The organism is Runella defluvii (genome assembly GCF_014195535.1).
GTDB classification, from domain to species: Bacteria; Bacteroidota; Bacteroidia; order Cytophagales; family Spirosomataceae; genus Runella; species Runella defluvii.
In genome coordinates, this window is the sequence record NZ_JACIBY010000027.1 from 1 (window position 1) to 15,683 (window position 15,683).

At 45.7% G+C, this 15,683-nt stretch carries 4 protein-coding genes; all 4 read right to left on the reverse strand.

What is annotated here, in order from left to right; all coding sequences use genetic code 11:
* Nucleotides 1–801: 7TM-DISM domain-containing protein (locus FHS57_RS30235; RefSeq protein WP_183980328.1), on the reverse strand; the 801-nt coding region annotated here is incomplete at its 3' end.
* 295 nt (nt 802–1,096) lie between these two features.
* Nucleotides 1,097–6,070, reverse strand: coding sequence for a DUF8696 domain-containing protein (locus FHS57_RS30240; RefSeq protein WP_183980329.1), 4,974 nt, complete (start codon nt 6,068–6,070; stop codon nt 1,097–1,099).
* A 157-nt stretch (nt 6,071–6,227) separates the two neighbouring features.
* Nucleotides 6,228–8,024, reverse strand: a complete 1,797-nt coding sequence (locus FHS57_RS30245; protein WP_183980330.1) for a helix-turn-helix transcriptional regulator — start codon at nt 8,022–8,024, stop codon at nt 6,228–6,230.
* A 173-nt stretch (nt 8,025–8,197) separates the two neighbouring features.
* A complete protein-coding gene (locus FHS57_RS30250) occupies nt 8,198–15,391 on the reverse strand; it encodes an HYR domain-containing protein (protein WP_183980331.1) in 7,194 nt (2,397 codons plus the stop codon).
* Nucleotides 15,392–15,683: the final 292 nt, after the last annotated feature.

The following is a 15,683-nucleotide window of genomic DNA, read 5'->3' on the forward strand; positions in this document are numbered from 1 at the left end:
CCACCACAACACAGCCAATACCTGCCCCACACTCAGAAATACCACGCCCAGAAACACCCACTTCAGCTTAGGAAAGTGCAACGGAACTTGGAGCAGGGAGTACATAAAGAGCGTATAAGTGGCGGGCATAAGCTGGTAAAAGCCCGAATTGAGGACTTTGGCCAACCACGGAATATCGCTAAAATAGGCACCAATCAAGCCTATTGAGCCCAAGACCGACAACGTAACTATGACCGTATGAAAGGCATACCAACGAAAAGAAGTGTTGCGGATGTACAACGCTAAAATGATGTTGTAAAGCACCCTTAGCAACTGAATCCCAATCTCCATCCAAATCGGAGCCAGACTCGTTGACACCTGATCGATATACACTTGGTGGGTCATCAACGTGAGTTGTCCCACAACACTCTCGTCCGCCTGCAAGCGAATATAATACGTAATCTTCTGATTTTTAGGCAGTAGCCCAAGTTTAAAAACGGGCAATTGCCCTTGGTATTTTTTCTGGGCGTGCGGCGTAAGCATTCCACCGTATTGGATTTGGACACTTCCGTCGGGTTGTGGCGCGTACCAATCTACGTGGTCTTTGAGCCCGTCGCTCCAGACCATGTACCAATTGTTTTGGTTTAAACGGCTCTGATTATCTATTTGAACCTTAAACCAAAACACATCTTTAGAAAAAGCATACTGAAACGCTGGTGCGTTAACAGGCATAAATTTCTGCTTTTGCACTTCCGCAAAACCCATTTTTTGGGTAGGGTCGCGGAACACTTCCGCAAATTGGCTCAGGGGAAGTGAAGACACGCTGTCGTTAATTGTAATTGCTTTTTGCGCAAACAATTGTTGATAACCTATACATATAAAGCAGACAACAATTAGTTTAAAGTTCATAACAGTCAAAATAGAGCAAATAGCGCATTCGGGTAAAATAGAAACACAAATAACGACAAAATTTATTTTTAACCTAAAATTGTTTTTTTGGCCTTTTTGTTTTTTTCTTCTAAAAAGGTATATTTTTTGCTTTTGTTTTCACAAGAAAGGGTTGCCTGAATGTAACAGCCATTCAAGCAACCCCTTATTTTACTCCGTTAAATATGACTTACTGCTGCACCTTCACTACCTTCAGCGTCGCCTGCTGGTCGGCGGTCGTCACCTTCAAGAAATACATTCCCGTCGGCAATTCACTCACGCCAAATTCCTCTTGGTGGGTATTGGTTTCGGGTACAAATTTGCGCTGCAAAACTTCCCGACCTGTTGCATCCGTCAACGCCGTTTGCACCACTTGCCCTTTGCTGTCCTGCACTTTCAAGCGCAGGATGTTGCTGACGGGGTTGGGGAGAACGGTCGCGAAAAGCCCGTTATCCGTTAGCTGTTTTCCGCTATCCGACCCTTGCCATTTGCCCCTTGCCTCTTGCCCTTCTCCATTTGCTCCTTGCCCTTTGCTTTTTGCCTCTTCGCTCTCCGCTGTCCTCGCTGCTCCTACCCCTACCCCATCTTTCGATTGGATTCTAAACCAATACTCTTGGTAGGCCAACACGTTGCCTTGCGGCTTGCGCGTTGAGGGATAAATGCTGCCCCAGCCCTTTTGGTCCCAATAACGAATGCCTAATTTGTATAAACCTTTGGGTAACCCCGAATCATATACGTTACCACCCGCACCATTGTCTTGGTAAAATCCGTACGCAGGGTGGTTTTGGGCGTATAGCTCCGTCCAGCCTTCGCGGTTGGCGTACATAAAATACGGCGCGTTGTTCTCGTGCGTGTTGAACGAACGAATCACCCCCATTTCGGGTACGGCTTGCATGTCAAACGTCAATGAACCGTTTGTGCCCAAGCCGCACGCATCCGCATGTATCGTCCAGTAGCGAGGTGCCATTTTGTTGGCATTCTCTACGTAAAATAACGTCGGATTCACTTGCGTACTTTGATCCAATTCGGGGCCACCGTCGCGGGTGATAAACTGGCTCGTCCAAGCCGAACGGTCGTTGGTTTTGATGGCGGATTTGCTTTCGCCAATGTTGATCAACGTCACCACAAACGCATTCCAATAAATATCTTTACGAATACTTTCTGCGCTTTGGCAACCGCCTTCAAAGAGGCATTTCGCCCAATACGTTTGCTTCGTCACGTTGTTGAAGGCTACCTCAAAACTTGGGGTAGTGATGCCTGTGTTCCAGCTCGTGGTGCTTCCTGCGGGGCAATTGGCCGAAATCGTCACCGTCGTGCCTGTGCAAACAATCTCTTGACTTGCCGTAATCACGGGCGCTACTTGCGTTGGTGTTAAAGTGAACGTCACCACGTTGCTCTTTTCACTCACGCAACCATTTTCCGTTTGACAACGCACATAGTACGACGTCGTTTGGCTTGGTACGGTGGCGGGAAGACTTGGCAAAGCCACGTTTGTGGTGGCATTGTACCAAACCGTGCGTAAACTGCCGCAAGACGATTGTCCGCTGAAACTCGCCGATGGGTTACAACTGCTTGTTGATGACAATGATACCGTCGGTGCAGAAGGAATGGTGACTAATTTTAACCGCATTACCCCCGACTCAGATTCCACACACGAAGGCGCTCCGTCTGATTTACGGCAACGTACACGGTAATTGTGATACTGATTATCCACCAAGCCAACGGGTACTCCTGAACTATATTCTCCACCATCAATTGAGTAAAGAATCACTTCACCCGTGGCGCAATTGGCGTTAAATGTAAGAGGCATATTCACCAAACTACACACTTCCTTCGTCTCGCCTACGGCTACCGTCACCCCGTCCACCAACAGTGACACGTTTTGCGGCGTTGAGGCGCGGTTATTAATCGTCAATTCTATCATGCCTGAATAAGTCGAAGCGCAATTGGCATCACAAGCCGCTTGGTAGCGGTGAAGTTGGTTATTGGAGGACTGGGTAACTGGTTGACTGGTTGTCCAATTACTCCATGCGCCACTGCCCACTTGTACTCGCCAAACAGGATTTCCCACCACACACAAACCAGAAACCGTAAACTGTAAACCATTAACTGGATTGGTATCTATATCGCAGAATGTCTGACTGTTACCCTCGTTGAGCGTTTGTTGAAGTGTTGACAGCGTAATTGTGGGTTTACTCTGTAGAGTGACCACACCCGTTGTGGAGGCTTGGGCAGCACACACACCGTTTTGTACCATGGCCCTATAATAAGTGGTTTGGGTGATGGTGCTCGGTGAAAACTCAGCAGTAGTTACCGCAATATCAACGGGAGAGCTAAACGACGCATTAGCGGACGATTGCCACTTTAAAATCGTACCTGTTTGCCCCACCAATTTGAGCTTTGTTGTCTTTGTTTCTACGCACAAAGCTGTCGAACCTTCTACTACGCCCCCCACCGTCGTTTGATTAATGGACACATTACCACTTACAACGTCGGAAGTACAACCAACGGCCGATGCGACCGTCAGACTATAGGCTATCGTACTCCCGCCGCCTGAGTTCACCGCCGCTGTCAAAAACGAAGAAGGTAAAGGTGCGTTTTTCACCGCATTGATACCCGCGCCCGCCAACGAGTACGTAACAGGCGAATTAGTAGTAGCGTTATACGGAATCTCCAACGTTGTAGTTGTGGCACAAATGGCAGCGACAGGCACGGTTGAAATGGAAGGTTTAGGATGCACGACCAAAACCCCTTGCGCATAAGGGCGGCACGTATTGTCACTTGGAAGCGTCGATAAAATAGCATATACGTAATAAGTGCCCGCAGGAAGGGTAGTATTGGATAAAGTGGCCGTTCGTTTGTCATCGACCAAATTGGCAAAATCTACGCTCCCTATGCTCGTTCCGCCCGTGTAAGGATCGTTGGTCGGAGAAGAAAAATAGACAAATTTGACCCCATAATCCACCCCTGCCACGTCAAATGACTCCATGCTTGACATATTTTTTGCACTCATGCTAAAGGGACTGTTGGCGCATATTAGCGTTTGCGGTAATTCCAACGTTGGTAAGATGGGACAGCAATTGGTGATAAGAGTAGGGAAGTCTCTTAAAAATGTTCTTGATGTACTACAATTTAAGTAATCATATTCTACCCTGAAATAATATTTTGTAGAAAACATATTTCCCTTAGGTATAACCAAGATCGAGGTATCACTCTTCTCTGAAAAAGGTACTGGCACCGTTCCGCCCACGCCGTAGTCGGTTCCTCCGACTGAATAGCTAATTCTTCCTAAGCCATTATACTTTAATGCTATTTGAATCTTCCCGTCATTGACGCAATCTGGTGGAACTACATTCACAGTCCCTACTGGCGATCCTTTGGTTTGTACCTGATAGATGATGGCTTCCGAAGTGCATCCATTCGCATTTTTAACGGTTAAAACAAAATCAAGTGGTTGTGGTAAGCTCGACAACCTAGAGAATATTACCGTAATGGATGACGCTGGAAGAGGAGCATCGGTGACAGTGACAATATTTTTTCCCGTTATAGAATACGTAACTGGCGATCCTGTCGTAGATGTGTATGGTATTTCAAACGAAGGGACGTTATAGCATACCTCTGCGGGGATCGTCCCTAGGGTGATTGATGGTCTAGGTGAATCTTTTAGAGTAACGCTTACAATATCTGATAAACAATACATGTTATCTAGCTGAATCTCAGTATAGATTCCTGAATTTAATTGTGGTAGAATCACTTGTCCATTTACATCTGCATATACAGTGGAAAGGCCTGCGTGTACAGTATTCCTTTTATAACTTAACATATAGTCAACCCCAGGCACTAAATCGCCCAATATTATACTTCCATCATTAGTAGAACAGCTGCTTGGATCTATGACCTTTACAGTCGGTGTTCGTGCCCGACTTTCTTGCCTTTCATACGCGCCTATATCTACTGAACCACCTACTTTTCGGGGGTTATCCAGAATATCAGTCGTTTGATTACTTACGTCAATACCAGCATTGATCAACGGAGAACAAAGGGAGAGCCGTAAACCATCATCAGCTGTTCGGTAGGTATCATCCCCACCGTCGAAATCTTCACTATTAGCGAGAAGGGGATCTATAGCAAATAGATTATTAGCATCTTGGACAACAACTGGCTTGCCTGAATAAAAATCACTGGTTAATTGCAAAAGTGAATTTTCGATATACACAACTCCTCCTGTCGGAACTATTTTGACATCTATTCCTTCCGCAAAAGTGCTACCTCTTAGACTGTTACGAAAAAAGATAGTATTTGTAATTCTGGAAGAATTGGTACTTTCATCAAAGAACACTCCACTCCCATCATTTTCTACTAAAACAACCCCTACCATCGTCAATTTAGAAACATACACATAAAGCCCTCCGCCCTCGCGCGCCTTGTTCCCAACAAAAATTGCATTTTGAATCCGCATAGTAGATGCCATATCCATCATCCCTCCACCTTGCGCGGCTATATTGTGTTCAAACACTACATTTGTGATGGTTGCATCTGACGACGCGTTGATAAACAAACCGCCTCCAGCATTACTTGCAGCATTTCCCTTAAAGATAATATTCCGAAGTACTGGAGCCGAGTTAAAATTAAGCATTCCCCCACCTCTGCCTTGAAGGGCATTCCCTCCCGAGATTACGAACCCATCAAGGCATGAGTTGTCCGCTGTCAAACCATTGTCCCAGTTGAGTACAACGTTTTGCGAGTTCTCGCCATTGTTAGAAATCACCAACGTTTCTCCCTTTCCAGTCACCACATCATCTCCCTTTAAGTCACCACTCAAAACGGAGGGGTTAGCGGCTATCACTGCCGTGGTACGTTGGGTCAGTATGGTTTCATTTCCAGCAAAACTTCCATATACTTTCACCCCTGGCTTCATCACAAACGACACCGTACGGTCAGTACCTGACGTAGGCTTGTAGGTACCTTTGGCTACCCAAACTTGGTCGCCGTTACCTGAGGCGTTCATCATTGCTTGTAAATCTGAACTGGCATTGGTCCAAGAAGAACCGTCGCCCGTACCCGAGGACGTTGGTTTGACAAACCGTTTTGTTTGGGCGTAGGTACTGCCAATCAATAGTAGTAAAACGGCAATACTAGAAACAAATGATAGCGTTTTTTTCATACGAATAAGTTGGTTACAAAAAACGGTAGAGTTTTTTTTCGTGAGTGAGTGATTTTGTGCCACAAGGTTAGAGTACTACCAAATTTTCCCCAAATTGGGAGCATCACAAAAACATCACAAAATATAACCAACTGTATTTCAGGCAAATACAGCTCCATCAAATCGTATCTACAATATCCCCCCACGTAGCGTCTTCGGGAAGGTCAATCTTTTTTTTAAGTCGATACCACACATTTCGAACCGCATTTACGGAGATTCCCAGCGAGGAAGCCATTTCTTTATTGTCTAATCGTAATTTGGCCAACGCCATACATCGCACTTCGGCAGGGGATATGCCTGGGATTTTTTCCCGCAATCGATGTAAAAAACCAACATGAACTTTATCAAAAAGAATTTTAAAATTATCCCACTGCTCATCGGTAAGGAGCGTGTTGTTGCGCAGTTGTTGAATACTAAATGAATTATCAATTTCAGTATTTTCGACCACTAAAAGTTCAATCTGCTTGTTTTTGGCAATGATGATGTTGGTAAACTCCTCTAGCTTCATTTGGGCGATAATCAAGTCGCGTTTGGCTTTTTCCTGCTCAATTAGGTTGAGCCTTGCCGCCTCCTGCTGACGAATTTCAAGCTCTTTTTCTTTGACCTTCACCAGTAGCTTTTGCCTTAGTACGAGCACAAACACCACCAAACTCAGTAAAAGTACAATGACGATGGCCACAATTCTACTGATTTGTTGCTGTCGAATATTTTCGACCAACCTCCGTTCGGTATTTCTCCGCCGTTCGGTTTCAAGCTGTAAATCAGCCTGAATCTGAACATTTTTCCCCCTTCTTTTTTCGAGTACATCATCCCAGAAACGCGTGGAATCTTTGTGTTGAATCGCCAGAGGGAAATTACCCACAGTCGTGTAATACCTACTCAGTAGTTGATGGAGCTGAAATTTATCAAATTCATTCCCTTGTTTTCGAGTGGATTCCTGAGCCAAGTCAATCAATGGCTCTACCTCGTTGATTTTTTTCTGTATGAGGTAAATATCGGCCAAGTTGATGGCAAAGCCGCACGTATTATCGAGCAATTGATACTTACGGGTATCTTCTATCCCAATTCTGTAATAATAGATGGCAGAATCCAATTGTCCAATGGCCTTATAAACATGGGCTTTTTTCCCCAACAAAATCCCTTTCCACCCTAGCTTAGACGGGTCTTTGGTAAAGAACTTCTGGTACATTTGAAGCCCTTTGTTGAAATAAAGCAGCGCATTTTGATAGTTTTTGGTTTTAAGGTAAGACGTACCTATCACATCCAATGTCAGGAATTTGTACGAAACCCCTATATTGTATTTTTCTACTTCTTTTCCGTAATTGATGGCACTTGCGAAATCATCAAATTGGTAAAAAATTCTCGACAGTCCCACAAAGAGCATCTCTCGACGAATAGGGCTAATGACGTGTTTTGTGGCCTCACTGTACTCTACTGATTTATGTAAATAATACAACGCCAACACATCTTTTTGATAGTTGAAGGTTAGGTTGGCAGCATATAAGAATGCAAAACTCGCCTTAATCTCCTCAAATCCGATACGATCCGCTTCGTTGATGCACATTTTGTACCAATTTTCAAATTCACTCAATGGCACTTTAGAAGTTTGCTGTAAGTAATCCATTTTTGAAATTTGCGCAATCAATACTCCTTTTTCATCCTTGTGCTGGCGCGCCGCGAGTTCTTCTATTCTGTTTCTAAATAGCAGCCCCTCTTTCGTTCCCAGGTGTCTAAATAATACTGGATGGATTAACTCTATCATATCCCACCGCTTTGGGTAAGGATAACGGTACGCAGAATCATACGCCTGAATGTAAGCTTCGGGATGCCTCAAATCTTGTGCGCGGCTTTCCAACAAATGTATCCCACAAAGAACAATAAAATAACAATAACGTACGAATTTACACTTTATCATACCTTGTCAACTTGTACAACTTCAAAAAATAACGCGATAGATACCTAGTTAAGAAAATTTTGTTGGGTATTTACTTCCCCAAAAATAGTAACTGTACACGTACTCCAAAAACAAGAAGGCCCTGCTCATCAAAACGATAAGCAAGGCCTTTTGCCCTAAAAACAAAGAAAATTCTAATTGAGCTTCACCACTTTCAAGGTAACTTGCTGGTTACCACTGTTCACCTTCAAGAAATATACTCCGTTTTGTAAGTCCGCGACCCCAAATTCCTCTTGGTGGGTATTGGTTTCGGGTACAAATTTACGCTGCAAAACTTCCCGACCTGTTGCATCCGTCAACGCAGCTTGCACCACTTGCCCTTTGCTGTCTTGCACCTTCAGACGCAGAATGTTGGTGACGGGGTTGGGGAGAACGGTCGCGAAAAGCCCGTTATCCGTTAGCTGTTTTCCGTTATCCGAACCTTCGCCATTTGCCCCTTGCCCTTTGCTTTTTGCCTCTTCGCTCTCCGCTGTCCTCGCTGCTCCTACGCCTACTCCATCTTTCGACTGGATTCTAAACCAGTATTCTTGATACGCTAGCACGTTTCCTTGCGGCTTGCGCGTTGAAGGATAGATGCTGCCCCAGCCTTTTTGATCCCAGTAACGAATACTCAATTTGTACAAGCCTTTGGGTAACCCTGAATCATATACGTTACCACCTGCACCATTGTCTTGGTAAAAGCCGTAAGCAGGGTGATTTTGAGCGTATAGCTCCGTCCAGCCTTCGCGGTTGGCGTACATGAAATACGGCGCGTTGTTTTCGTGCGTATTGAACGAACGAATCACACCCATTTCGGGGACCGCCTGCATGTCAAACGTCAATGAACCGTTTGTCCCCAAGCCGCACGCATCCGCATGTATCGTCCAGTAGCGAGGTGCCATTTTGTTGGCATTTTCTACGTAAAATAACGTCGGATTCACTTGCGTACTTTGATCCAATTCGGGGCCACCGTCGCGGGTGATGAACTGGCTCGTCCAAGCCGAACGGTCGTTGGTTTTGATGGCGGATTTGCTTTCGCCAATGTTGATCAACATCACCACAAACGCATTCCAATAAATGTCTTTACGAACACTTTCAGAACTCTGACAGCCGCCTGCAAAAATACATTTTGCCCAGTACGTTTGCTTTATTACGTTGCTGAAAGCCACTTCAAAACTTGGGGTAGTGATGCCTGTGTTCCAGCTTGTGGTGCTTCCTGCGGGGCAATTGGCCGTAATCGTCACCGTTGTACCTGTACACACAATCTCTTGTGAAGCTGTGATTATAGGAGCCGTATTAACGGGAACAACCGTGTAGGTCACTACGTTGCTCTTCTCACTCATACAACCTCCACTCGCCTGACAACGTGCATAATAGGACGTCGTTTCCGTTGGCGTTTGATTGGACAACGTAGGCAAAGCCGTATTGGTCAAGGCATTGTACCATATCGTCGTCATCGTTCCACAGTTGGTTGTGCCACTAAACGCCACGGGGCTACCACAACCACTCGTCACGTTCAAACTCACCACGGGAGCCGCCAACGAACTCGTAATTCGCAACCTCATCACCCCCGACTCTGTCTCCACGCATGAAAGCGTTCCATCTGACTTGCGGCAGCGTACGCGGTAGTTATGGTATTGGTTGTCCACCAATTGCGTTGGTACAATACTACTGTACTCCCCGCCGTCCACCGAATAAAGTAGCATTTCTCCAGCACTACACGTCGCGTTAAACGTAATGGAGTTACCTTCGATATTACACACTTCTTTGCTTTCACCTGCATTCACCGAAACTCCGTCGGCCAACAACGACACGTTCTGTGGCATTGAAGCGCGGTAATTAATCGTCAACTCAATCGGTGACGTGTATGTCACGGGGCAAGTCGCATCACAAGCCGCTTGGTAGCGGTGGAGTTGGTTATTGGACGATTGGGAAACGGGGGCTGTCGCCGACCAGTTGCTCCATGCGCCACTGCCCACTTGTACTCGCCAAACGGGATTTCCCACCACACAAGAACCCGTACCATTAAACTGCAAACCGTTAACAGGATTGGCATCCGTATCGCAGAAAGTTTGGGAATTACCTTCGTTTAACGTTTGTTGCAGCGTACTGAGGGTAATGGTAGGTTTACTTTGAACCGTCACCGTAAATGAACAGGTCGTCGTTTGACCATTGGCCGCCGTTACTTTGAACGTATTCGTTGTAATACCTACGGGAAACACCGTCCCCGAAGGAAAGCCTGCCGTCTGTGTCGTTACCGCACCCGAACAGTTATCCGTACCAACGGGTGGTACAAACGTCACCGTTGCCCCTTCACAAACTACCACATTCGCAGGACACGTAATTGTAGGTGGTTCGGCATCTACCACTGTCACAGTAAACGAGCAAGTCGCTGTTTGACCATTGGCGGCCATTACTTTGAACGTATTGGTGGTAACACCCACGGGAAAAGTCGCCCCCGATGCCAAGCCTGTCGTTTGCGTCGTTGTCACTCCTGAACAATTGTCTAAACCAACAGGTGCTGTATAAGTTACTACCGCTCCGCACAAGCCTTGGGTGTTATTGACCGAAATATTCGCAGGACACGTAATTGTAGGTGGTTCTACATCCACCACCGTCACCGTAAACGAGCAAGTTGCTGTTTGACCATTGGCGGCCATTACTTGAAACGTATTGGTGGTCACACCCACGGGGAAAGTCGCCCCCGATGCCAAGCCTGCCGTTTGCGTCGTTGTCACTCCCGAGCAGTTGTCTAAACCAACAGGTGTTGTATAAGTTACTACCGCTCCACAAAGCCCCGAAGTACTATTGACCGAAATATTCGCAGGACACGTAATTGTAGGTGGTTCGGCATCCACCACCGTCACCGTAAACGAGCAAGTTGCCGTTTGACCATTGGCGGCCATTACTTGAAACGTATTGGTGGTAACACCCACGGGGAAAGTCGCCCCAGATGCCAAGCCTGCCGTTTGCGTCGTTGTCACTCCCGAGCAGTTGTCTAAACCAACAGGTGCTGTATAAGTTACTACCGCTCCACACAAGCCTTGGGTACTATTGACCGAAATATTCGCAGGGCACGTAATTGTAGGTGGTTCGGCATCCACCACTGTCACCGTAAACGAGCAAGTCGCTGTTTGACCATTGGCGGCCATTACTTTGAACGTATTGGTGGTAACACCCACGGGGAAAGTCGCACCCGATGCCAAGCCCGCCGTTTGCGTCGTTGTCGCTCCTGAACAATTGTCTAATCCAACAGGTGCCGTATAAGTTACTACCGCTCCACAAAGACCAGAAGTACTATTGACCGAAATATTCGCAGGACACGTAATTGTAGGTGGTTCGGCATCGCCAATTGTCACAGTTGCCGTGGTAGATGTCCCTTGGCAATTATTGGCCGTGGGAGTAATCGTAAACGTCACTGTTAGGGGTGAATTGGTCGTGTTGGTCAGCGAACCGCTAATAGAGCCCGTTCCACTGGCTGCGATGCCCGTGGCATTCGCGGTGTTGTCGCGAATCCAGCTATAAGTGGCTCCCGACACATTGCTAGAGAATGTAATGGCCGTAATGGCTGCACCTTGACAACTCGTTTGGCTCGAAGGGGTTGCTACGACGTTAGGAGTGGGGTTAACAACCACCGTGGCCGTCGTAGGGGCTCCTTGGCAACCGTCCGCCGTGGGGGTAATTGTAAACGTTACCGTCACTGGGGCGGTGGTCGTGTTGGTGAGTGAACCGCTAATGTTACCGCTGCCATTGGCTGCAATACCCGTAACACTCATGGTGTTGTCGCGGGTCCAGCTGTACGAAGTCCCCGTTAATGAGCTTGTTAAGTTAATGGCCGTGATGGCTCCCCCCGAACAAACATTTTGCGTAGAAGGCGTTGCGGTAGCTACGGGGTTAGGTTTAACCGTCACCGTAAAGCTAAGGGTCGATTTTCCGTTCTTATTGTCCGTACTTTCGACGGTAATCGTAGCCGAACCACTCTGATTGGCCTTTTGGGTAAGGGCTATTTGTACGGCCGTAGCACTGCCAGTATTAGTAGCAGCAACTAAGCTAGGATTACTACTGGTGACGGTGGTTGTTTGTATGGTTCCATCGGGATCACTAACGCTGAGGCTAATCGGTGTCAAGCTTCCATCTGTACTGCGCTGGCAAGCGGTGACTGCTCCCACCGTAGTTGGGTTAAACACAGGCTTAGCGTTGCAGGACTCGTAGCTTATTGTCGGAGGTGCAATTTTTACGATATAACTTCCATTTGGAGAGAAAAGCCTAATGATGCCGTAGAGATTTCCTTCTGAATCAAATGTCAATGCTATTGGTGCGATTCCAGATTTGTAGGTAACCATATTTGAACCATCTGGGTCTATCTGTTTGATTTGCCCCTCATAATCACTGGTTATGTAAATCTTTCCATTGATTGGTGATGTTGCGATGCCCGTGGGATAACTGATGGTGTTATTAAAAACAGATATGCTTCCACTGGAAGTAATCCGATTGGTTATCCCTGAGCCACCCCGGGTGACCAACGCATCCCCGTTTCCCGTAATCACCATATCATCTACCACAAAAATACTGCTTGAGATTTGTAAGTTCGGCGTTGGGAGTATCCTAAAGAATGATCCAGTACTTAAAGATAGATATAAAGGAAAAGCTCCTCCCAAGCGAGTCGGAGTTGCCTCCAAATTGGTACGAAAATCCACTCTTTCACCAATAGAGTTTATCGCACTTACTCGCAATGCTTGATTTTCGGCCACATATAAGATATTCGAACCTCCATTATATGATATCCCTTCCGGAGTGTTCAAACCCGTGGCAAAATCAGATTTATTCCCTTGAGCATCGATCTTAATGATTTTTCCTTGTGTCCGCTCTGAAACAAATAGTACATTGGCATTTGCGTTGTAGTCAATATCTACAGGATTGTTTAATCCAGTCGCAAACGTAGTCGATGTTCCCTCTTGTACTACTTTATTCCCCAGTTCCAGCAAGAACGTTTGTTCCGAACTACCGCCCAAGCTATTGGTGGCTTTAACGGTAATGGTGCTAGCGCCTATTTGGCCAGCGGCGGTGGCGATGGTTAATGTTCTGCTGGCTCCGCTGCCACCAAAGGTAAACATAGGGGTAATACCTGCGTTGCTACTGGTCGCCGCAAGGGTAAGGCCATCTATCTCGCCACTAAGTTCTATGGCTATGTTGCTAATGTTTTGCCCATCGCAAGTAGCTTGGTTGGGGATAGCTGAAAATACTGGTTTAGGTATGCAAGCCGTGTTGCTTATACCACCATCAGTTATACTCCAGCCTTTACCACCACTGTTTGTTGGCGTGGTTAATAAAGTACGGGCCGCCACTGCATCTGTTCCATATTGTTTGCCTGCCGCCTGAAAAGTCCTGCCTGTTGCTAATTCGGGGTTGTTGGCCCAACCCACGAGGGTGGCACTGTAGTTTTTACAGTCCATACCAGAGCCACTTAGCATACTACTCAGATTGGTAGCTGATTTTAAGTTCCATTTGCCCAAATTTTGGTTAAAGCTACTGGTATTACCCACTATCTGCTGAAAGTTAATGCCTTTTCTTACATCCCAATTACTGATATCTTGGTTAAAGTTGGTAGCAGCAAAGAACATAGCTCTTAAACCAGTCACATTACCCATATTCCATTTGCCAACAGGCTGGTTGAAAGTGCTGTCTTGTGCAAACATAAAACTGGCATTAGTCAGCTTGCTCACATCCCAGTCGTTGATACCTGGATCGCCTCCGTTATTAAACTTAGCAGCTTGGGCAAACATGCCAATCGTTGACGTAACATTACTTAAATTCCAAGCACTTAGACTTTGGTTAAAAAATTTACAGCCCACAAAAACAGAGTCCATAATTTGAATATTGCTGGTGTTCCAACTGTTCATATTCGGTACACTTACCAAGGTACTGCAGTTCCTAAACATGCTTCTCATACTGCTAGCGATGCTTAAGTCGGGCTTGTCAGTGGCTGAAATGGTAGTAAGCTTAGAACTATTGTAGAACATATTATCAACACTTGTCCAAGCAGTGGTGCTCCATTGGAGAACATCGGTAAAGTAGATAGATGATGCCCCAACGGTTTGAAATTGTTTCAAGTTAGTACCTTCTATCGCTAAGGTAACTACCTCGTTTAGTACAGACGTATTGTTTAAAGGCAATGTTAAAGCTCCGTTAGCGAAAGCAGGTAAACCAAGTGGCGTTGCCTGTGAAAAACTACCCGAACCGCTGTTGCCAGCTGAGGTGGTGTAGGTGTAGTTGACTACTCCATTGGTTAGCGCTTTGAAGAAAAGCGAATTTTGGCCTGCGGGTAAGGTGTATTGAACTACAAAATGCCCTGGGCTGCTAAGGGTAGCGGCATTGCTGAATACTTCGCACCCGCCGTCGCTCAATACTTTTGCGCGGTGCTGGCCCACCTTGGCTGCTGGAGCGGTATAAGTAGCATTGGTAGCGGTAGCAATATCGGTAAACGTGCCGCTGCCAATCGGTGCATATTGCCATTGGTAACTTAGGTTGGCACCTGTGGCGGCTACGCTAAAATTGGCGGTGCCGCCTACTGTGGCAGTGGCATTGGCTGGATGAGTGATGATGGTGGGGTTTGTACACGCAGCCACTACATTTACATCCCAATTGTGTATATTACCATTGGGATAGTTTGCACCATCAATTGTTGCGTTGCCAAGTGCGTATGTGCTCGTATTAGTAAAGGCCAGATAAGCTATGTCAATTGGCTGATTATTAGTCAAATTTACATTAAACAACTCCCATTTGTAAGTAGTATTAGCATTAAGAGTAATGTTGGCAGCCGAAAAATCGAAGGTGTAGGTATTGCCAGGCCCCCATGTAGCTGTGTGTGGTGAGCCACCAATAGTAGCGTTAGCTATTACTGTGTTGCTCGAATTTAATAGTCTTAAACTAGTATTAATTTTTGAGTCAGCATTTATAACATCAATGGCTGAACCACCTGCGCTAGTAGGTTTTAAAACAATAGTTGTTAGCTTACCTGTGCAACTCACTTGAAAACTTTGTATCCAAGGGTGACCAAATAAGCCAATAGAAGCGTCGTCGCCATTGCCTAAACCTGTGGTACACTGGGCACTTAGCGCATTGGGCAGGTGCCATAAGGCTATAAGAAAGGGGAGTAGCCGTAGCCAGTTAGTTGCAGGTATTTGTTTCGTAATTTTTAGCCTATTTGTTTTTGAGTTTCTAATTAATTGTTGGAGTTCAAGAGCTAGATTGTTCCCAAAGTGGTTAACCCAGTCCCAGCAACAACAAAAGGCTGAAAAGAAGGAGATTTTAAAATCTTTTACGAGTGAAATAAGGAGATGTAGCTTCATACACGTAGTACGTTAAAGTTGAAGCCACAAATAAATAGCAAAAAAAACCGAGAAAAAATAAGGGTTAACCCTTATTTTTTGGATATTTTTATGACTTTTTGTGGTATATATTTAAGCATAATTCCTGCTGACGCTCCCCTTTACCTTCTTTAGAATAGCAAAAAAATAGCGCCTATTTTTCTGATTATCAGAAATTTAACTTCTTAAGACAACTCACCAAATACCGATGTACTAAAAAAATATATAATGTTTTACTAACAACTATTGGGAGGGGTATCAAAACCCCTCCCCT

Bases quoted from the DNA above. Each gene is read 5' to 3' on its own strand.
- FHS57_RS30240 (WP_183980329.1), bottom strand. From the start codon at position 6,070: ATGAAAAAAACGCTATCATTTGTTTCTAGTATTGCCGTTTTACTACTA.
- FHS57_RS30250 (WP_183980331.1), bottom strand. From the start codon at position 15,391: ATGAAGCTACATCTCCTTATTTCACTCGTAAAAGATTTTAAAATCTCC.
- FHS57_RS30245 (WP_183980330.1), bottom strand. From the start codon at position 8,024: ATGATAAAGTGTAAATTCGTACGTTATTGTTATTTTATTGTTCTTTGT.